16 protein-coding genes are annotated in these 20,439 nt (G+C 48.0%); 13 read left to right on the forward strand and 3 right to left on the reverse strand.

Translation table 11 applies throughout. The features are described 5' to 3' along the window. Position 1 precedes the first annotated feature (1 nt). The 8 genes from A0W33_RS19200 to groL all read left to right on the forward strand — a co-directional run bounded on the left by A0W33_RS19200 (position 2) and on the right by groL (position 8,877). Positions 2 to 1,303 carry an anthranilate synthase component I family protein gene (locus A0W33_RS19200; RefSeq protein WP_229802027.1) on the forward strand — a complete coding sequence of 434 codons (1,302 nt, stop codon included), beginning with the start codon at positions 2 to 4 and terminating at the stop codon, positions 1,301 to 1,303. Between the two features lie 144 nt (positions 1,304 to 1,447). Continuing rightward, positions 1,448 to 2,878 (forward strand): tRNA (N6-isopentenyl adenosine(37)-C2)-methylthiotransferase MiaB, encoded by a 1,431-nt coding sequence (miaB, locus tag A0W33_RS19205; RefSeq protein WP_068839697.1) that lies wholly within the window; start codon positions 1,448 to 1,450, stop codon positions 2,876 to 2,878. 84 nt (positions 2,879 to 2,962) lie between these two features. Beyond that, positions 2,963 to 4,258: a sigma-54 interaction domain-containing protein gene (locus tag A0W33_RS19210; RefSeq protein WP_068839698.1), complete on the forward strand. Its 1,296-nt coding sequence runs from the start codon at positions 2,963 to 2,965 to the stop codon at positions 4,256 to 4,258. After that, positions 4,242 to 4,775, forward strand: coding sequence for an LptE family protein (locus A0W33_RS19215; protein WP_068839699.1), 534 nt, complete (start codon positions 4,242 to 4,244; stop codon positions 4,773 to 4,775). The genes A0W33_RS19210 and A0W33_RS19215 overlap by 17 nt, the downstream gene beginning before the upstream one ends. Before the next feature lie 28 nt (positions 4,776 to 4,803). Next, the gene (locus A0W33_RS19220; protein WP_068839700.1) at positions 4,804 to 6,279 is read left to right on the forward strand and encodes a hypothetical protein; all 1,476 of its coding nucleotides are present in this window, start codon (positions 4,804 to 4,806) and stop codon (positions 6,277 to 6,279) included. Position 6,280: 1 nt separating this feature from the next. Beyond that, positions 6,281 to 6,661, forward strand: a complete 381-nt coding sequence (gene secG, locus A0W33_RS19225) for a preprotein translocase subunit SecG (RefSeq protein WP_068839701.1) — start codon at positions 6,281 to 6,283, stop codon at positions 6,659 to 6,661. A 248-nt stretch (positions 6,662 to 6,909) separates the two neighbouring features. Then, entirely contained in the window at positions 6,910 to 7,200 is a 291-nt protein-coding gene (gene groES / locus A0W33_RS19230) for a co-chaperone GroES (protein WP_119570421.1), read from the forward strand. Positions 7,201 to 7,242: 42 nt separating this feature from the next. Then, positions 7,243 to 8,877 carry a chaperonin GroEL gene (groL, locus tag A0W33_RS19235; protein WP_068839702.1) on the forward strand — a complete coding sequence of 545 codons (1,635 nt, stop codon included), beginning with the start codon at positions 7,243 to 7,245 and terminating at the stop codon, positions 8,875 to 8,877. A gap of 188 nt (positions 8,878 to 9,065) precedes the next feature. Here the strand turns inward: groL and A0W33_RS19240 are convergent, their stop codons facing one another. Both A0W33_RS19240 and A0W33_RS19245 read right to left on the reverse strand, forming a co-directional pair. Beyond that, on the reverse strand, positions 9,066 to 9,668 hold the full coding sequence (locus tag A0W33_RS19240) for a hypothetical protein (RefSeq protein WP_068839703.1): 603 nt from the start codon (positions 9,666 to 9,668) through the stop codon (positions 9,066 to 9,068). A 316-nt stretch (positions 9,669 to 9,984) separates the two neighbouring features. Beyond that, positions 9,985 to 11,430: a peptide MFS transporter gene (locus tag A0W33_RS19245; RefSeq protein WP_068839704.1), complete on the reverse strand. Its 1,446-nt coding sequence runs from the start codon at positions 11,428 to 11,430 to the stop codon at positions 9,985 to 9,987. 445 nt (positions 11,431 to 11,875) lie between these two features. On the opposite strand from A0W33_RS19245, the gene pckA reads away from it, so the two are divergent. The 4 genes from pckA (at position 11,876) to A0W33_RS19265 (ending at position 16,017) form a co-directional block, all read left to right on the forward strand. Next, entirely contained in the window at positions 11,876 to 13,489 is a 1,614-nt protein-coding gene (pckA, locus tag A0W33_RS19250) for a phosphoenolpyruvate carboxykinase (ATP) (protein WP_068839705.1), read from the forward strand. 153 nt (positions 13,490 to 13,642) lie between these two features. Next, entirely contained in the window at positions 13,643 to 14,359 is a 717-nt protein-coding gene (locus A0W33_RS19255; protein ID WP_068839706.1) for a 16S rRNA (uracil(1498)-N(3))-methyltransferase, read from the forward strand. 24 nt (positions 14,360 to 14,383) lie between these two features. Then, a complete protein-coding gene (locus A0W33_RS19260; protein ID WP_068839707.1) occupies positions 14,384 to 15,049 on the forward strand; it encodes a DUF4159 domain-containing protein in 666 nt (221 codons plus the stop codon). 86 nt (positions 15,050 to 15,135) lie between these two features. Next, entirely contained in the window at positions 15,136 to 16,017 is an 882-nt protein-coding gene (locus A0W33_RS19265; RefSeq protein ID WP_074937147.1) for an FkbM family methyltransferase, read from the forward strand. Positions 16,018 to 16,046: 29 nt separating this feature from the next. Here the strand turns inward: A0W33_RS19265 and A0W33_RS19270 are convergent, their stop codons facing one another. Continuing rightward, positions 16,047 to 16,565, reverse strand: coding sequence for a hypothetical protein (locus A0W33_RS19270; RefSeq protein WP_068839709.1), 519 nt, complete (start codon positions 16,563 to 16,565; stop codon positions 16,047 to 16,049). 335 nt (positions 16,566 to 16,900) lie between these two features. Between A0W33_RS19270 and smc the strand changes: the two genes are divergently transcribed. Next, a complete protein-coding gene (gene smc / locus A0W33_RS19275) occupies positions 16,901 to 20,437 on the forward strand; it encodes a chromosome segregation protein SMC (protein ID WP_068839710.1) in 3,537 nt (1,178 codons plus the stop codon). Positions 20,438 to 20,439: the final 2 nt, after the last annotated feature.

Raw genomic sequence — 20,439 nt, forward strand, 5'->3', positions numbered from 1 at the left:
TATGATGTGCAAGACGGAAATATTTGCGGCTGATCTTCCCGTAAGTTTGGAGGAGCTCCGGCTGAAGGCATTGGCCTGGGCGGATGCTTTTCCACTGGTTGCCTACTACAACTCCAATAACATCCCATACCCGCACCAGGGTTTTATGCACTTACTGGCTGTTTCAGCCGGAGAGGTGTTAGAACTGGAGCAGGGTGCAGCTTTTGAAAGCCTGCGTCACGAATTGCAGCAGCACCCGCTTCTCTGCGGCTATTTAACTTATGACCTGAAGAACCAAATAGAAAAACTGCATAGCAACAATACGGATCATCTAGGATTCCCTCTGTTGACATTCTTTATGCCACAGGTGTACGTATACTTCAACACAAAAAGTATAACTATTTACACTTCAGCGGATAATGAAGAAGCTGTGCTTGCAGCCATACTCTCTTCTTTGCCTCCCGTTCCTGCCGCCCCTGTCGGGCTGGAGATAAAGCAGCGTGTGTCAAAAAACAAGTATAAAGAACAGGTAGAACAGATCAGGCAGCACATACTGGAGGGTGATGTGTATGAGTTAAACTACTGCATGGAATTCTATGCCGAGCAGGTACAGGTGCAGCCGCTGGCTTTGTACCTAGCCTTAAATGAGGCCTCGCCCACTCCTTTCTCCGGCTACCTTAAGTTGCAGGACAAGTACCTGCTGTGCGCTTCACCGGAGCGCTTTCTGAAAAAGGAAGGGCAAAAGCTCATTTCTCAGCCCATCAAAGGCACCATCCAACGTGGCCAAACGCCAGCAGAAGACGAACAACTGCAGCAGCAGCTGCGGCATGACGAAAAAGAACTAGCCGAGAACATGATGATCGTGGATTTAGTGCGCAACGACCTAAGCCGCTCCTGTGCCACCGGAACCGTGCAGGTAGAAGAGATGTTCGGCATTTACGGCTTCCGGCAGGTGTCGCAGATGATATCCACAGTGGTTGGAGAACTGAAGCCAGAAAAAAACCTGGTGGATGCGCTGATCGGCACTTTCCCTATGGGAAGCATGACCGGTGCGCCCAAAATAAGCGCCCTGCAGTTAATTGAGGCGTTGGAAGACACTAAACGCGGGCTGTACTCGGGCGCTTTCGGCTATATTACCGATACCGGCGACTGCGATTTCAACGTGGTGATCAGGAGCATGCAGTACAATGCCAGCAACGGCTACCTTAGCTTCATGGTCGGCAGCGCCATCACCTACGACTCTGACCCGGAGCGCGAGTACGAAGAGTGCCTGCTGAAGGCGCAGGCAATCCTGAAGGTGCTTGGCGCTGGAAATTATGTGTGATAGTATGGAGGTGCTGGTTGTAGCGCTTGTTGTACTTGCTCTATTTCGTCATTCATAATTCTTAATTCATCATTGATTAAAGCTGCCATTCTGTCACACTTTTGAGAACATTATAGTATATTTGCAGCTGTAATAGATAGTAACATGGAGCCAATACTAGATTTAAATTTCATAGATAACCGCACACCCGAGCAAGCGGCCGCCTGCGACACGCACGTAACACAGGAGACAAATACCGGAAAATCACGCAAACTGTACATTGAGAGCTATGGTTGCGCCATGAATTTCTCAGATAGCGAGATCGTTTCGTCCATCATGCATGAGCAAGGCTTCGATACCACTTCAGAGATTGAGCAGGCGGATTTGGTTTTCCTGAACACCTGCTCCATCCGTGAAAAGGCCGAGCAGACGGTGCGCAACCGACTGGCCCAGATCAACTATCACAAAAAGAAAAAACCGGCTATGATGATCGGGGTGCTGGGTTGTATGGCTGAGCGACTGAAGAAATCACTGCTGGAAGAAGAAAAAATTGTGGACCTTGTAGTGGGCCCTGATGCGTACCGCGACCTGCCCAACCTGATCAGTGAAGTGGATGGCGGGCAGAAAGCAGTGAATGTGCTCCTCTCCCGTGACGAAACTTACGCCGATATCAGCCCAATTCGCCTGAACAGCAACGGCGTAAGTGCTTTTATTTCTATCATGCGCGGCTGCGACAATATGTGCTCCTTCTGCGTGGTGCCGTTTACCCGAGGCCGCGAGCGCAGCCGCGACGCGCATTCCATCGTGCGGGAGGCAGAAACACTGGTAGCGCAAGGCTACAAAGAAGTGACGCTGCTTGGCCAGAACGTAGACTCGTATAAATGGACTTCCGAGGATGGCGCAGAGCACGTAAATTTTGCCCAACTGCTGGAGAAAGTGGCCCTGGTTGATCCGAACCTGCGTGTGCGTTTCTCCACTTCACACCCGAAAGACATCACAGATGAAGTGCTGCATACCATCAAGAAGTACGACAACATCTGCAAGTACATCCACCTACCGGCACAAAGCGGTAACTCCCGTGTGCTGGAACTCATGAACCGCACCTACGACCGCGCCTGGTACATGAACCGCGTAGATGCCATCCGAACTATACTTGGAGAGGACTGTGGTATTTCTTCGGATATGATTGCGGGTTTCTGCACCGAAACCGAGGAGGAGCACCAGGATACGCTGTCGCTGATGGATTATGTACAGTACGACTACTCCTATATGTTCTTCTATTCCGAGCGACCGGGTACACTGGCGGCACGGAAGTATGAAGATGATATTCCGCTGGAGGTAAAGAAACGCCGCCTGGACGAGATTATCACGAAACAGCGCGAAACATCGCTTGCCCGCAATAAGCGCGACGTAGGCAAAGTACACCGCGTGCTGGTAGAGAATTTCTCTAAAAAATCTGATGAGCAACTGAGCGGCCGCAACGATCAGAACAAAGTGGTCATCTTCGACAAAAAACACTACAAAAAAGGCGACTACGTGAATGTATTCGTGCACGACTGCAGTGTAGGCACCCTCTTCGGCGAAGCGATAGATTAAATTTGTTTGGAAATTTGAAGATGCTTAAGCTGAATTAGAAGGCATCTTCAAATCTCTACATTTCCTGATCTGCAAATTCAACTAATGCGCAATATCGATATTCAAAGTATAAAACAGCGCTTCGGCATCATCGGCAACTCGCCCCTGCTCAACTACGCCATACAGGTGGCGGTGCAGGTGGCCCCAACCGATATGACCGTGATGATTACGGGCGAGAGCGGCAGTGGCAAGGAGTCCTTCTCTAAGATCATCCACCAGCTGAGCCCTCGCAAGCACGGGCAGTTTATTGCCATCAACTGTGGCGCCATTCCCGAAGGAACCATTGACTCAGAGCTGTTCGGGCACGAAAAGGGCTCCTTCACTGGCGCACAGGATGCCCGCAAGGGTTATTTTGAGGTAACGGATGGCGGCACGATTTTCCTTGATGAAATCGGTGAGATGCCGCTCGGCACTCAGGCACGCCTGTTGCGCGTGCTGGAAAACGGTGAGTTTATCAAGGTAGGTTCCTCTAAGGTGCAGAAGACGGATGTGCGCGTGGTGGCTGCCACCAACGTTAACCTGATTAATGCCGTGGAGAAAGGTAAGTTTCGGGAAGACCTCTATTATCGCCTGAACACGGTGCCGCTCACAGTTCCACCTTTACGTGAACGCGGCGATGATATCTACCTGTTATTCCGCAAGTTCGCAGCCGATTTCTCTGACAAGTATAAAGTGCAGCCCATTGTGCTGACACCTGATGCCATTCAGAAACTACAGGCTTTCCGCTGGCCCGGCAACATCCGACAGTTGAAAAATATTGTGGAGCAGATTTCGGTGCTGGAGTACGAGCGAGAGGTTAGTGCCGAAACACTGCAGCGCTACCTGCCCAACAACCAGGGCTCCCTCCTGCCAAGTATCATCGCGAAAGAGCAGGGCGCAGATGGACAGTTTTCAGAGCGCGACCTGCTCTACAAGGTGCTGTTTGACATGCGCCGCGATATGTCGGATCTGAAGAAGCTGGTGTTTGAGATGATCACGCACCAACCCGATGATGAAGACCTGCTTCGGGAACACGGCCACCTGTTCGAGAACATTGAAACAAAGCCTGCCGCCGCATACAATGGCCGTGGCTACCAGCCACAGGAGCAAACACAGAAAGAGCCTTACTACCTTCCTATTAAACATGCCCATGCTAATGAGCCCGAGTATGAGGACCAGAAAGTGGAGGACATTGCGCATGAAACAGAGGAAGAAAGTTTATCTTTAGAGGATAAGGAAAAAGAGCTTATTTTAAAGGCGCTGAAAAAGCACAATAACAAGCGCAAGTATGCTGCCCAGGACCTGGGGATTTCGGAGCGTACTCTGTACCGCAAATTAAAGCAGTATGACATTGAAGAATAATTTTCGTCGCCTGTTAGGCCATACTTTACCGCTGCTGTTGCTGCTTGTTTGCAGCAGCTGTGGCATCTACTCCTTTACCGGCACTACCATCTCGCCGGATATCAAAACAATATCCATTCAGACCATCGAGAACAGCACGGGCGAAGGCCCATCGAACCTGACGCAGGTGGTAACGAACAACATGATCGATTACTACCGACGTAACACCAACCTGGCGGTAGTACAGGATGAGGGCGACTTGCAATTGGAAGGCCGTATTGTTAGCTTTACTTACTCGCCGGCCGCGATACAGCGCGAGGGCCAGCAGGACCTAGCTTCCCTGAACCGCCTGACATTGGGCGTGCAGGTTCGGTTTGTGAACGTGAAGCAGCCGGAAAAAGACTTTGACCAAACATTCACCATCTCGCAGGATTTCCCGCAGAACGTGGAGATTACGCAGTTGAGCACAGCACAAATTGAGCAGCTTTCGGAGCAGCTGGTGGTAGATATTTTCAATAAAACGGTGGCAGATTGGTAAGCCGATTCTATTTAAACGACAGGCACGCATGAACAAATCCGCTTTTCTACAACTAATACAGCAGGTAGCCAACATCTCGGACCAGCAAACGGAAGAGCTGGAAAAGGTGGCTACCACTTTCCCCTATTGCCAAACCGCCCACTTATTACTCGCTAAATCAGCTTACGACAAAGGCAGCATGCTCTCTACGCAGCGTATGCGCCGTGCCTCGGCCTACGCCACCAACCGGCAGTTGCTCAAACGTATTATTTATACTTCTCCGACGGCAGCCCCGGTTTTCGATGAGACAGCCGTAGAAGTTCAAACTGTCGCCGTTGCTCCAGAGCCAGAGGTTCAAGCCGCTACTCTACTTCCAGTGAAAGAGGAAGTAGTTATAGTTAACGCTCTTGAAGAAGTGTCTTTTATAACGCCTGACGACGAAACCTCTATAGTAGCTCATGAGGAATACGCTGAAGAGTTTTCAAGTGACATGGCGGAAGAGCCACAGGAATTGGCACAACACTACCTGCCGCATGATCAGCTGGAGCAGGTGGAGACGCCGGAGCCTTCACAGCCAGAGGCAAGTATAGAAACGGAGTCGCGCCAGGAGGAGGTGCAGGCAGATGTGCCGGAAGCCAACATGGACCTGCCTACAGACTTAAACTTCCTGGAGCAGCCCATGGAAAAGCTCGATTCAGAGCTTGCCCTGCTCCTCACCATCAAAAGCCTGAGTCCCTCCTTTACCGATTTGCTCACCCAAAAGCCTGATGTAGATTCAGAGATTGCGCCGGAGCATGAAAATGGTACTGTGTCAGACAAACTCCACGCATTCTATGCGAATACGGCATCAGAGGCAGAAGCACCATCAAGCATAGAAGAAATTACTGGTTCTGAACTGGAAGCGCCTGAAGAGGCTCTTCAGGCGGATTATACTTCAGAAGATAGTTTTACAGCTTCCTCTACCGCTGAAACTGCGATAGAAAACGAAGGGCCTACTGCACATGCTGTGATTGCCAGTGCCCCGGCAGAGGCTGAAGTAAAGTATGTTTTTGATGAGATTGAGCAGATGTATGCTCAGGACGTGCTAGGGTACTGGATGGCCTCCAGCCGGATGGGCGAAGCACTTCAATTGAAGGAAACAGAGGAAGTTACAAGAGCGAGGCCGCAGGGCTTCCATCCAGAACTGATCCTGGAGTATAGCAAGACGCATGAGATTCTAAAACAGGAAACACAGGCGCAACCCACTTTGCACGCTCAGATTGATCTGATCGATCATTTCCTGAAGCTGAATCCACGGCTCAAGGCTATGCAAAACATTAAGATGAAGCCTGAACCGCAGGAAGACCTTTCATTGAAAAGCTCAAAGATTAAACGCGGCCTAGCCTCAGAAAGCCTTGCCAATATCTTTGTGCAGCAGGGAAAGACAAAAAAAGCCATCAAAATATATGAGCAGCTCATTTTGAAAAATCCGGAAAAAAAGAGTTACTTTGCCGAACAGATCGAAAAATTACAAAACCTAAGTTAACATGTATATCGCCCTTATTAGTATCATTATCTTTATTTGTGTGCTGCTTGTACTGGTGGTACTTGCGCAAAATCCAAAAGGAGGCGGACTCTCCAGCCAGTTTGGCGGTAGCACAAGCCAGCTAATGGGCGTAAAACGCACTGGAGACTTGCTGGAGAAACTCACGTGGGGTTTTGCCATCGCCTTGGTAGTGCTTACACTTGGAACGCACATGGTGCGTGACGCTGGAACAGACACCATGCGCAGTGTAAACGAGGAACGCGCACGTCAGTCACAGTTGCCAGCGGCTCCGGCAGGAGCTTTGCCAGGCGTTGTAGACAGCACTGCGGTTATTCCTAGTGCAGCCGAAATTCCTGCAATGATTGACACTGCCAACGACTAATCAAGAGATACCGAACTATACGAAGCCGATCCATTGGGTCGGCTTTTTTGTTTATTTCTTGTTCCAAAGCCTGACAGTTTAGCGAGAAAAAGTTCCCGAACCTGACAGAATTTGTCATGACTGACAGCGCAGAAAGTGCCATAAACTGAAAATTTGGCTTATTCAGGCTGCTTTAGACACTTGGCACAGGAAATGATAAGACACCTATGGATTACAGAACATAACAACATAATTAATAATCATAAACTATGTCAATCAACATCAAACCATTAGCAGACAGAGTAATTATAGCTCCTGCTGCAGCAGAAGAAAAAACCAAATCTGGTATTATCATCCCTGACACTGCGAAGGAAAAACCACAGCGTGGTGAGGTTGTAGCCGTTGGCGAAGGCAAGGTATCTGAGCAAGGTGCGCTAATGAAGCCGCAAGTGAACGTGGGCGATGCTGTGTTGTATGGCAAGTATGCCGGTACTGAAATCTCCGTGGACGGTAACGATTACCTGATCATGCGCGAGTCGGACATCCTGGCAATTCTTTAATTTAAAACTGATCAGTTTAACCTAATCTGAAAATCATAAACTATGGCTAAGAACATCACATTTGATACAGACGCGCGCTCAAAAATAAAGAGTGGCGTTGACAAACTGGCGAATGCCGTTAAAGTAACTTTAGGCCCTAAAGGCCGCAACGTAATCATCGACAAAAAATTCGGTGCTCCAACCATCACAAAAGACGGTGTTTCTGTTGCCAGAGAAATCGAGCTTAGCGACCCTATCGAGAACATGGGCGCGCAACTGGTAAAAGAGGTTGCCTCTAAAACAGCTGACCAGGCCGGTGACGGTACTACTACGGCCACTGTACTTGCCCAGGCAATATACACAGCTGGTATCAAGAACGTAGCCGCTGGTGCCAACCCAATGGACCTGAAGCGTGGTATCGACAAGGCGGTACACGCCGTTGTGGAGAACCTGCGCAAGCAGTCTAAGAAAATTGAGAACTCTTCCGAGATCTCCCAGGTAGGTACGATCTCTGCCAACAACGACGCTGAAATCGGTAAAATGATTGCCGATGCGATGGATAAAGTTGGCAAGGACGGCGTTATCACGGTAGAAGAGGCAAAAGGCACTGAAACTGAAGTGAAGACAGTGGAAGGTATGCAGTTCGACCGCGGTTACCTTTCTCCATACTTCGTGACGAACGCGGAGAAAATGGAAGCTGACTTCGACAACCCATACATCCTGATTTACGACAAGAAAGTTTCTACCATGAAAGAACTGCTTCCAGTATTGGAGCAAGTTGTTCAGACTGGTAAGGGCTTAGTGATCGTGTCAGAGGACGTGGATGGCGAGGCGCTTGCTACACTGGTAGTGAACAAGCTGCGTGGTTCTTTAAAAATCGCTGCCGTGAAGGCTCCGGGCTTCGGCGACAGAAGAAAAGCTATGCTGGAAGACATCGCCATACTTACAGGCGGTACTGTTATCTCTGAAGAAAGAGGTTACAAGCTGGAGAACGCTACGCTGGAATACCTTGGCCAGGCTGAGAAGGTGATCATCGACAAAGACAACACTACTATCGTTAATGGTGGTGGTACGAAAGATGATATCGTTGCCCGCATCAACCAGATCAAAGCTCAGATGGAGACTACTACATCTGACTATGACAAGGAGAAGCTGCAGGAGCGCTTAGCAAAGCTTTCTGGTGGTGTTGCCATCCTTTACATCGGTGCTTCTACGGAAGTGGAGATGAAAGAGAAGAAAGACCGCGTAGATGATGCTTTGCATGCGACACGTGCTGCCGTTGAGGAAGGTATCGTAGCCGGTGGTGGTGTTGCCCTGATCCGTGCAATTGAGGCATTGGAAAACCTTGACCTGTACAATGCTGACGAAAAGACTGGTGTGCAAATCATCCGCACAGCCCTGGAGGCACCGCTAAGAACCATCGTTTCTAACGCTGGCGGCGAAGGCTCTGTAGTAGTTCAGGCCGTGCGAGAAGGCAAGACTGACTATGGTTACAATGCTCGTGACGACAAGTATGAGAACATGTTTGCAGCCGGTATTATTGACCCTACTAAGGTAACGCGTCTTGCCCTAGAGAACGCTGCCTCTATCGCAGGTCTGTTGCTGACTACCGAGTGTGTGGTTTCAGAAGATCCTGAAGAAGAAAAAGGTGCTCCAGCTATGCCAGGTGGCATGGGTGGTATGGGCGGCATGATGTAATCAGCCAACCGCACTTAACCTATAAAAGCCCCGGCACCACAATGGTGCCGGGGCTTTTCCTTTTATCGCTCAAGAAGCTGCTGCAACATACCAGACAAGTTGGGCCTTACTTCCGTGTAAGGCTTCTCTATACCTGGAAACTAAGTTAACCAAAGCAGCAAGAGCAAGGCCTGTCGCATTTTAAGCTTCTACTGCTGCTCCTTTATCTTGATAGTTATAGCGTGGGGCGCTGTTTCGTCACCACCGAAGTATGGATACAACTGGTAGCCCACCATATCACCGTCACAAGCCCTTGGCATAGATACCGTTTTGCCATCCATGCTGAACGTATACTGCTGGCCCTCTGCCTTTATTTCGCAGGCTACTGCTTTACCGATAGGCACAGCTCCAAGCAACCTGTACTCCCACTTTTTGTTTAGGTAAGTATAAGCCAGCAGTTCGAGCTGGTTTTTGTACCAGCGCCATCCAAAGCGTGCGCTGTTGGTGTGGTGGCTGCTGTTACAGTCAGACAAACCAAAAAGCTTATTGATATCGCCTTGATTGCCAGCCAACGCCGTAGTGTACACAGCCGAACTATCGAAAATTACTTCAAACTTAATGTAGTTGGTCCGTACTTCTTTGTACGTGTTCTTATCGCAGTAATGCGCTCCTTCCGGAATTGTATAAAGCACATGCGTCTGCGCGGTTTCTGTTTCTTTTGGGCTGATTTCAGTGATGGTATCACAGGAAGTGAGGGCACAGCAAAGTACCCCAAAGGACGCTAGAAATCGCCCGCAGTTAATGGTAAACATGAAATAAATGTATTTTGGCTAAAAGTTATTGTCTCCTTCATCAGAAGATAATGCTAAAGTATATCACGCTAGCCACCTACACAAGAAATATAACAAAATAAAGCATATTCATCTCATAGTGCCATGGATATATAACTTAAGTTATACTTCGCCACATCAAGGGCAAGTTTTGAGTGACCGTTTCACAATAAATACTACAACAATGCTGCACAACATTAATCAATGGAGCAGCCTGCATGAAATCAAAAAAGGCAAAAAAAGAAGGGCTACCAGATACTGCGATCTGATAGCCCCTTTTGTTTAGTTAAAATTGAGATTAGCTAGCTTCTGCCTGTAGCAACTGGCCGGTCTGGGCCTGCTCCTCGTCCTTATGATTGTCTTCCCTGCCGTGGGTTAACTTATTGATGCGCTTGGTCAGCACCATCAGTAAAATACCGAGAACAATGGTAAACCCTGCGATATAGGCAAAGATCTCCAGCTCACCCAGGCGCTGTGCCCAAATTCCGATCCAGGCGGCTACGTAGTTACCTGCGCCTGTCACAGCGAAGTATAAGCCCATCATAGAAGCCACGATTCGCTTCGGAGCCACTTTGGTGATGAATGACAGGGAAACAGGAGACAAGGCAAGCTCGCCTAAAGTATGGAACAGGTAAGCAAACACCAGCCAGTGCAGCGATGACAAGCCATCGGCTGATGAGTTACGCTGTAGCGAGGCGAACACCATAAAAATAAAGCCTATACCCAGCACAGCAGTACCTAAACCCATTTTGAAAATAGAAGGAGGATTTTTACCTTTTCTAGCTAGGGCCATCCAAATAGCAGCCACAACACCACCAAAGGTAAGTATAAAGAAAGCGTTCAAGCCTTGCAGCCATGCTGTAGGAACTTCCCATCCAAACACAAAGCGATCTGTGTACTGCAGCGCGTAGAGGTTCATTAGACCGCCTGCCTGCTCGAAAGAAGCCCAGAACACAAGCACGATGATAAAGGAGATCAGGATAACGATAATACGGTCCCACTCATTTTTGTTAAAGCCAAGGAAGCCTGAAGAAACACTGGAAGACTCCTCTTTGGTAAATATTCTATCAACATCCTTTTCATTCTTCACCAGGTTACCCACGCCTTTCAGGTATTTGCGGCCCCAGATAAACACGGCTTGTCCGAGCATCATACCAAAGCCTGCCAGGCTGAACCCGTAATGCCAGCCGTACGCTTCGCCCACATAGCCCACGATAAGCGAAGCCAACAGGGCACCCAGGTTGATACCCATATAAAAGATGGTAAAGCCTGAATCGCGGCGACTGTCGCCCTCGTTGTAAAGACCGCCAACCATGGTAGAAATGTTTGGCTTCAGCAAACCGGTACCTGCCACAATAAGGCAGAGTGCGGTATAGAAAGCCCACTCTGGCGGGTATGCCATCAGCAAGTGGCCAGCTACGAGTGTAAAGCCACCAATGATAACGGCCTTTTTCTGTCCTAAGAATTTATCTGCCAGAATACCTCCAGGAATGGACATAAGGTAAACGAGCGCCGTATAGGTGCCGTACAGTTCCAGCGCCTCCACGTTCGACCAGCCGTAACCGCCGTTGGTGGTTGATACCAGGAAGAGTACGAGAATACCCCGCATGCCATAGTAACTGAAGCGTTCCCACATTTCAGTGAAGAACAGAATCATCAGGCCCTTTGGCTGTCCAAAAAAAGTGCCTTGCGAATCTACAAAACTGGGGGCCCGGCCTCCAGAGATATTCTGATGTGTTGACATAAATGTGATTAGTTGCTAAGAATTTATTGAGCACTCAAAACTAAAAATACATTCCCTGAACCATTAAAACAAATTTCATTTCCCGCTGTAGACACCTATACAGGGTTTAAGTCAAGTTATGACACAGCACTTACAATCCGGTGCAACTTCATTCTTAGGCGCCAACTAAACGCGTATCAGGCAATTGCCAAGTTGCACAAAGGAGAGATAAGTACGGCAGCGAAGGGTATAAATCCCTATATATATTTTATGTGTTAATATGCGCCGATAATAAGAACTAAGGCAAAGCAGAACACGTAAAAAAAAAGCTACACGAACAGTGAAGCCAAAAAAAGTGAGTAATCAACTACTATTTATGCCTTACATACGCTAAGAATATCCAAATTTCTCTATTTTTGTATCAAAATTTCGTTACATCCTCAACACTATTCAACCTAAATCATTAATGAAACAATCTGGAAATAAATCAAATACAGTAGGCCTGGAAAGCATAGGCATTACAGCGGCAAAAGAGGTGCTATGGAATCTTAGCCCTGCCGAGCTGGTAGAAGAAGCCTTGAAAAACGGTGAGGGCCTGCTTACTGATTCAGGAGCATTGATGTGCGACACCGGCAAATTTACAGGGCGCTCTCCGAAAGACCGCTTTATCGTAAAGGATGCGAAAACAGAGAACTCTGTTTGGTGGGGTGATATCAATATCGCTTTTGACCCTGATAAGTTCGACAAACTGCATGAGAAGATGGTCAACTTTTTAAGTGACAAGAAGCTTTACGTGCGCGACGCCTACGCAGGTGCCCATCCGGACTACCGCCTGAACCTTCGTGTCATCAACACACAGGCTTGGCACAACCTGTTCTGCAACAACATGTTCCTGCGTCTTTCTGCAGAAGAAGTTAAAAACCATAACCCTGAGTTTACCATCATCTGTGCACCTGAGTTTGAGGCAGATCCTGAAGTAGACGGAACACGTCAGGCTAACTTCGCCATTATCAACTTCACTAAGAACATGATCCTGATTGGCGGCACAGGCTATGCCGGCGAAATGAAGAAAGGTATTTTTGGCGTATTGAACTACATTTTGCCACACGAGAAGAACACGCTTTCTATGCACTGCTCCGCCAATGTGGGCGCGGATGGTGATACGGCTATCTTCTTCGGCTTATCCGGAACCGGCAAAACAACACTTTCGGCCGATCCTGACCGCGGCTTGATTGGTGACGACGAGCATGGCTGGACAGAAGACAGTGTGTTTAACTTTGAAGGAGGTTGCTACGCCAAGGTGATAGACCTCACCCGCGAGAAGGAGCCGCAGATTTGGGATGCGATTCAATTTGGCTCTATTGTAGAGAACACGCGCTTCGTAGAAGGTACGCGCCAGGTTGACTACACGAATAAATCCGTTACAGAAAACACCCGCACCGCCTACCCTATCAACTATATTGATAACGCAGTAGAGCCATCAAGGGCTGACATCCCCAAAAATATCTTCTTCCTAACAGCGGATGCCTTTGGCGTGTTACCTCCGATCTCCAAACTCAATGCCAGCCAGGCCATGTACCACTTTATATCTGGTTATACGGCAAAGGTAGCAGGCACAGAAGTAGGTATTACAGAACCTCAGACAACGTTCTCGGCTTGCTTCGGAGCGGCTTTCCTACCTCTTCACCCAACTCAGTACGCCGAGATGCTAGGAAAGAAGATGGAGGAAAACAACGTAAACGTGTGGCTGGTAAATACTGGATGGACAGGTGGCCCATACGGTGTAGGGCACCGCATGAAACTGCCTTATACCCGTGCCATGATCACAGCCGCACTTAAAGGAGAGTTGGAAAACGTATCTTATACCAAGCACCCAATCTTTGGTGTAGAGATGCCGAACTCCTGCCCGAATGTTCCGGAAGAAATTCTGAACCCGCGCAATACCTGGAAGAACAAGGAAGAGTATGACACCAAGGCTGCAAACCTGGCTTCTAAATTCGTAAATAACTTCCAGAAGTATGCCGAGTATGCGAATGACGATATTTTGGCAGGTGCTCCTCAGGCAGAAGTAACTGCTTAGGTATACTTACCATATAGGAATTAAAAGCCTCTTCGCCCTGTGCGGAGGGGCTTTTCCTTTTATCAGATTTTATAAGGAAGTCCATTTTGTGTAAATTCGTATCTGCTAATTCCTTTTGAAGCAGTTATCAGTCTTAAATTTAACCAACGGCACGTGCATCTATTTTTCACCCCAGATATTGTTGCGGATACTTATACGCTAAGCGAAGAGGAGTCAAAGCACTGCACCCGTGTTCTTCGCTTGGGCCATGGAGATACGGTTTACCTGGTGGATGGCATTGGTGGCAGGTATACAGCCATCATACAGGACGCGAACCCAAAGAAATGTCAGCTGCAGATCATCGATAAGCAACCTGAGTATGGAAAGCTATCTTATACTTCTCACATAGCTGTGGCCCCAACTAAAAACATGGACCGAATGGAGTGGTTCGTGGAGAAGGCTGTAGAAATTGGCATTAGCGAAATAACGTTTTTGCTGTGTGAGCATTCTGAACGAAGAAATCTACGCCTTGATAGATTGGAAAAGATAGCCATCAGTGCCATGAAGCAGTCACAGAAAGGCTATTTGCCCCAGCTGCACAACATGACGCCCTTCCGGGATTTCATTCTGAAGTGTGAGCCAAGCCATACATTCATCGCTCATTTAGAAGATGATGCCACAAAGGGCATAAAAGACTACTTTAAGTATGGCCAGCCGCATTGCATAATGATTGGTCCTGAAGGCGACTTTTCGGCCGGTGAGATTGCTGCCGCGTATAAAACAGGTATAAAGCCTGTAACACTGGGCCAGAGCCGGCTGCGCACTGAAACGGCTGCGCTTGTCGCTTGCCATACGCTCCACGTACTGAACGACCTGTATGCACCGTTATAGAAGTATAGCTTTTAACTCAAGCCTATGAGACACCTCCTCCTGCTGTTTGTACTGCTGCTTTCTACAGCATCCCTCACCCATGCCCAAACGCATAACTTTAAAATAGCGAAGCTGAAGTACAACGGCGGTGGGGACTGGTATGCCAACAAAACCTCATTGCCCAACCTGATCAAGTTCTGCAACCAAAACCTGAACATGAACATTGCTGCTGAGGAAGCTGTTGTGGAGGTGGGAAGCCCGGAGTTGTTTTCTTACCCATTCGTACACATGACTGGGCATGGGAATGTAATTTTCTCCGATGCTGAAGCTCAAAACCTTCGAAATTACCTGCTAAGCGGCGGCTTCCTGCACATCGACGATAACTACGGCTTGGATAAATTTATCCGTAAGGAAATGAAAAAGGTGTTTCCTGAGTATGAACTTGTTGAGTTGCCCTTTGATCACCCTATCTATAGCCAGAAGTATAATTTCTCTAGTGGACTTCCAAAAGTGCATGAGCACGACAGCAAGCCACCCCAAGGGTTTGGAATTATACACGAAGGGCGGCTAGTATGCTTCTACACGTATGAGACTGACTTGGGTAACGGTTGGGAAGACAGGGAGATACACAATGACCCAGAGCAAATAAGGCAACAGGCATTACGAATGGGTGCAAACATTTTAACTTTTGCTCTGGTCCATTCAGAGTGAAAACATTGAAGATCAATTAAATAAAAACCTTTCCTTTACTTGCCTGCAAAAGTTATTAGGACTTTCTTGTGCAAAAACAAGCTCACATGTTAGGCAAAGCGTTGAAGAGAAAAGTGTCGTTGCTCACTGATACAGGAAGAAAGAAAAGGCTCCGCCACGACATCCTATCCTATTATAGTCAAGTTCCCGTCCTGCAGCTGTCTTCCGAAGAAACAGAGGCAATTGATTTCCTGAAACGAAATCGGCTGCACGTGTTTCCCTATCCTTTTGTAAATACCTACACCGGTTCAGAAGTAAATGTACTTGAGGATAAAGCCCTGGGCCTTAAATTCGTGATACATGAAGGCAAGAAGTTATACTTTAAGCGGAAATGGGGTGTGCGAAAAATAAAGCGTAATTATTCTTACCTTCTTCTGGAGCAGGATTTAGCCTCTCCGCACCGGTACCTTACCAAAGAATTCAAGGTATTACCTGGTGATGTTGTGGCTGATGCTGGCGCGGCAGAAGGAAACTTTGCTTTGAGTATCGTTGAAATTGCCCGTAAAATTTATTTGTTCGAAACAGACCCGGAATGGGTAGAGGCGCTGGAAGCTACTTTCGCGCCTTGGAAAGAGAAAGTGGAGATCATCAATAAGTTTGTCAGCAACCGAGATGATGCAGAACACCAGTCGCTGGACTCTTTTTTCTCAGAGAAAGAAACTGTTAACTTCATCAAAGCAGATGTGGAGGGTGCAGAAGCACAACTGCTTCAAGGTGCCGCTCATTTACTTTCCCAATCCTCCCCTCCCCACGTTGCCATTACTACTTACCACCAGCAACAGGATGCGGAGGACTTATCTCAACTGTTGTTAGAGCGTGGCTATCGCATTGAATTTTCAGATGGCTTCATGATCTTTCATCATGACAAGCACTTGAAAGCGCCATACTTGAGAAGAGGCCTTATCAGGGCTTCATATCAATCAAATTAAAAAGCTGTAGCTGCAACGGGGTTGTCTAATTATTTATACTTCCTGTTAAAGATCTCAGAAAGCACAAAGGCATCGCGTGCCGAGCCGGGCTTGCTCAGCATTTCAGCATAACGGTTAGGTTTAACTACCCTACCTACATCAGAAGGGGCAAAAGCAATCTTTTGCCGCAATCTGGATTGCTTGGCGGCTTCCATGGCCTCTGCCGGCTTTTCCCAGGAAAGAGCTCTGGCAGGCTTGTCTTCATACGTGTTGTATTTGTTGGCTGCTGGTGCCAACGGAGGAAGCACCTTTTCCTGTACAAACTCCTGTGCCTGCTTTACCATTGGCTTCACAGTTTCTTTTGCCTGCTCAGCTTTTGGTTGCAGTTCCCGAAGAATGTCCTCAAAAGAAGTAACCGGCTGCGCTGGCCGTGCCTGTTGCTTGGGGCGTGGCAGGTTCTCCACCTGGTCTTCTCTTTTATTGGGAGATTTAAAAGCTTTGCGCCACTGTGTAATCACAAAATATGCGACTGCAGCAAGTATGTACAATATGATTTTATAATCTTCCATGGCTTTAGCTCCTTTATCAAATATAGCGAAGTATAGGTAAAAAGAAAAATGCCATATCTGCTGTTCTTTCTACAGCAGATGATTAAACCTTTCCGATACCGGGTGCTACACAGGTTTGCGTTGTCAAGCCTACGTCTTTCTCTAGGCACAAAGCTTGGCCTGCTTTTATTCCTCTTTCTTTTCAGAAATTGATAAAAAATAGCCTTTCAAAAAACTAAGCAATATAGAGTAGCAGGTATATTACCTTTACATAAAGTCTTCTGCTTAACAAGGCCTGTTATTATGAAAATTCGTCTTATTTTTGAGTTTAGGATGAGGTTTTTTCGCACCATAGAATGCAAGTTTCAAAATTAGAGATTAGAGGGTTTAAAAGTTTTGGCGACCGCGTCGTGATTAACTTTGATAATGGCATTACGGGCATTGTTGGGCCGAATGGCTGTGGCAAATCTAATATTGTGGATGCCATACGCTGGGTGCTGGGAGAGCAGAAAACTCGTAACCTGCGCTCTGACAAGATGGAGAACGTTATTTTTAACGGTTCCAAAACCAGGAAACCAGTGCAAATGGCCGAGGTATCCATCACCTTCGACAACAACAAAGGCATCCTTCCCACAGAATACTCTCAGGTAACTGTAACGCGTAAATACTACCGCAACGGCGACAGCGAGTATATGCTCAATGGCGTTACCTGCCGTTTAAAGGATATTAATGAACTCTTTCTGGACACGGGCATAGGCTCGGACAGCTATGCCATTATCGAACTGAAAATGGTGGATGAGATCCTGAATGATAAGGAGAACTCTCGTCGCCAGTTGTTTGAGGAGGCTGCGGGTATCTCGAAATTCAGGGTGCGCAAAAAGCAGACGCTGAAAAAGCTGGAGGAAACGGATGCCGACCTGGAGCGTGTAGAAGACGTGCTGCACGAGATCGGCAAGAACATGAAGACGCTGGAGCGCCAGGCAAAGCAGGCCATCAAGTACTTCTCGCTAAAAGATGATTACAAGAAGCACAGCCTGGAATATTCACGCCGCAACATATCCCACTACCAGCAGACGCTGGAGCGGCTGGAGCAGGACGTGCAGCAGGAAATCAGCCTGAAGGAGCAGTACATCACGGCTGTTACCACAGCCGAAGAAGCAATAGCGGATCAAAAAGAGGCTTTGAACGAGACGCAGGAGCAATTGGGTGAGATGCAGCGCTCCATGCAGACGCAGACAGCCAGGCTCCGCCAACTCGAGAATGACATCAAACTTAAATCAGAGCGTGCTTCTTACCTAAAGGAGCGCATGCAGCAGTTGCGCCAGCAAATAAGCCAGGATTCGGCCAACGTGGAGCACACGCAGGAAAGCATTGTGGCACTTCGGGATGAATTGCTGGAGGTGCAGGATAATTTTGCCGGCGCCGAAGAGCAGGTAGCCGACATGAAAGAGCAACTGCAGGAGGCCAATGAGCAGAAGGCGACGCTGCAGGAGGCATATCAGCACCTGGTACAACAGCAAAAAGCAAAGCAGAACGAAGTATACCAGCTCAACAAGTCCCTGGAGATTAGCCAGGTGCAGATCCAGAACATCAATCAGGAACTGGAGCGCCTGCAACAGCAACAGCAGAATGCAGACGAAGATGGCCGTATACTTCAGGAGCAGCTAAAGGAGGCTCAGCTTATACTGGAGGAGAAAACATCGGAGCTGGTGCGCCTGCAGGCAAAAGAAGAAACACTACAGCAGAACATAGAAGCGACAGAAGTCACTATCGAAGAGCTGAAAGGCCAGATGGTGGAGCTTAACCGCACTTTAGATTCCAGGCAAAACCAGTACACGCTTACCAAGTCCTTGGTTGAGAACATGGAGGGATTTCCGGAGGCGATCAAGTTCCTAAGCAAATCAGACAGCTGGAACAAGCCTGCTCCTCTCCTATCCGACATACTTGTTTGTGAGCCTGAATACAAGTCGCTTATAGAAAGTTACCTGGAGCAGTACATGAACTACTTTGTAGTGGATGAGCTGCAGGATGCGGTAGCTGCGGTGGAGCTGTTGAAGCAGGAAAATAAAGGCCGCGCTAACTTTATCATTCTTTCTGAGATAGAGGAACTGGAGCCAACGGCCACCTACAGCGACGGTAATCTGAAGGCAGCCTATGAATTTATGTCGGCTGACAAGAAGTATAGCAGTCTGATGAAGTACATGCTCCGCAATGTGTACATTACCGATGATGCCGAGGATGAACTGTACAGCAGCGACTACAAAACGATCATCCTAAAAGACGGTAGCGCCATCCGTAAGCCATTGAGCTTGTCAGGTGGCTCTGTAGGTGTGTTTGACGGAAACAGATTAGGCCGTAAGCAGAACCTGGAGAAGCTGGCAGAGGAAGTGGCCGAATTGCATGAAAAGGTGGAACTGATGCAGAGCCGCATCAATACGCAGAACCAGATCCTGCAGAACCATAAAAACGAGTCGGAAAGGGAAACGATTAAGGCGCTGGAGAAAGAGGTAAGCAAACTGCAGCAGGACCTGCTAACAGTGCGCATTAAACATGAGCAGCACCAGCAGAATATCCGCAACTTTGACCAGAAACGAGATGAATTGCATGAGCGCCTGCTGGACCTGCGCGAGCAAAGTATGGAAGTATCGCCTCAGGCCGAGGCAGACCAGAAAGAACTGCAGCGTCTGGAGGAGGAGCTTGCTGTTTATACTTCAAATTTGGAGCGGCAGCAAGAACAGATCGCCGTTGTATCCGGCAGGTTGAATCAGGAGAACATACAGTTTCATCAACTCAAAAACCGATTTGCCAGTTTGCAGCAGGAAATCAGCTATAAGCAGAAATCGGTGGAGACAAACCTGGAACGAATTGCTGGCTTGAAGCAGGAAATGGTAACAGCCGAGGCAGAGATCGCAGAGGCGGATACTTTTGTAGAGGACAATCAGGCCGTGGTGGAAAGTATGAACGAGTCGCGGCATGAGTTTGCACAGGAGCTCGAGGAAATGGAGAAAGCCTATTTCTCGCTTCGCGGAGAGATGGATGAAAAGGATAAGACCATCCGGGAACTGCAGCGCAAGCGCCAGAACTCTGATGAGCTGCTTATGCGCATGCAACAAGGCAAGACGGATACGCAACTGAAGCTGGTGGCTATCAAAGAGCGTTTAGCTGCAGAGTTTAATATCTCTGACGAAGATTTCGCCAGTCCGGTACCAGAGGAAGAACTGCTTATACCGCTCTCTAACGAAGAGCTTAGCGAACACATTGCCAGTGTAAAAGTGCAGCTCGACAAGATGGGGCCTGTGAATGCCATGGCTGCCGAGGCTTACGCAGAAATAGAGGAGCGTGACAAGTTTATCACAGAGCAGCGCAACGACCTTCTGAACGCAAAGAACATGCTCATCGAGACCATCAATGAAATTGATACGGTGGCAAAGGAGAAGTTTATGAGCTCGTTCAACCAGATCAAAGACAACTTTAAGCTTGTCTTCCGCAGTCTGTTTACCGAGGAGGATAATTGCGATTTGGTAATATCAGATCCGCAGAACCCCCTGGATGCCAAAATAGAAATTATGGCGCAGCCAAAAGGAAAGCGTCCGCTGACAATCAACCAGCTTTCCGGGGGTGAGAAGACTTTAACGGCAATTTCGCTGCTGTTCGCCATTTACCTGCTGAAACCAGCTCCGTTCTGTATTTTTGATGAGGTGGATGCGCCGCTTGATGATGCCAACATTGACAAGTTTAACAACATCATCCGTAAGTTTTCGAACGACTCCCAATTTATTGTGGTAACGCATAACAAGCGCACGATGGCCTCTACAGATGTAATGTATGGCATCACCATGATTGAAGCAGGAATATCTCGTGTTATACCAGTAGATCTGCGCCAGATAGCTTAATT

This window comes from Pontibacter akesuensis (assembly GCF_001611675.1).
Taxonomy (GTDB): Bacteria; Bacteroidota; Bacteroidia; order Cytophagales; family Hymenobacteraceae; genus Pontibacter; species Pontibacter akesuensis.

Excerpts from the sequence above, each read along its gene's own strand:
- pckA (WP_068839705.1), top strand. The coding sequence starts at position 11,876 with ATGAAACAATCTGGAAATAAATCAAATACAGTAGGCCTGGAAAGCATA.
- A0W33_RS19220 (WP_068839700.1), top strand. The coding sequence starts at position 4,804 with ATGAACAAATCCGCTTTTCTACAACTAATACAGCAGGTAGCCAACATC.
- A0W33_RS19265 (WP_074937147.1), top strand. The coding sequence starts at position 15,136 with ATGTTAGGCAAAGCGTTGAAGAGAAAAGTGTCGTTGCTCACTGATACA.
- A0W33_RS19240 (WP_068839703.1), bottom strand. The coding sequence starts at position 9,668 with ATGTTTACCATTAACTGCGGGCGATTTCTAGCGTCCTTTGGGGTACTT.
- A0W33_RS19210 (WP_068839698.1), top strand. The coding sequence starts at position 2,963 with ATGCGCAATATCGATATTCAAAGTATAAAACAGCGCTTCGGCATCATC.
- groL (WP_068839702.1), top strand. The coding sequence starts at position 7,243 with ATGGCTAAGAACATCACATTTGATACAGACGCGCGCTCAAAAATAAAG.
- A0W33_RS19270 (WP_068839709.1), bottom strand. The coding sequence starts at position 16,565 with ATGGAAGATTATAAAATCATATTGTACATACTTGCTGCAGTCGCATAT.
- A0W33_RS19215 (WP_068839699.1), top strand. The coding sequence starts at position 4,242 with ATGACATTGAAGAATAATTTTCGTCGCCTGTTAGGCCATACTTTACCG.
- smc (WP_068839710.1), top strand. The coding sequence starts at position 16,901 with ATGCAAGTTTCAAAATTAGAGATTAGAGGGTTTAAAAGTTTTGGCGAC.
- groES (WP_119570421.1), top strand. The coding sequence starts at position 6,910 with ATGTCAATCAACATCAAACCATTAGCAGACAGAGTAATTATAGCTCCT.
- miaB (WP_068839697.1), top strand. The coding sequence starts at position 1,448 with ATGGAGCCAATACTAGATTTAAATTTCATAGATAACCGCACACCCGAG.
- secG (WP_068839701.1), top strand. The coding sequence starts at position 6,281 with ATGTATATCGCCCTTATTAGTATCATTATCTTTATTTGTGTGCTGCTT.
- A0W33_RS19260 (WP_068839707.1), top strand. The coding sequence starts at position 14,384 with ATGAGACACCTCCTCCTGCTGTTTGTACTGCTGCTTTCTACAGCATCC.
- A0W33_RS19245 (WP_068839704.1), bottom strand. The coding sequence starts at position 11,430 with ATGTCAACACATCAGAATATCTCTGGAGGCCGGGCCCCCAGTTTTGTA.
- A0W33_RS19200 (WP_229802027.1), top strand. The coding sequence starts at position 2 with ATGATGTGCAAGACGGAAATATTTGCGGCTGATCTTCCCGTAAGTTTG.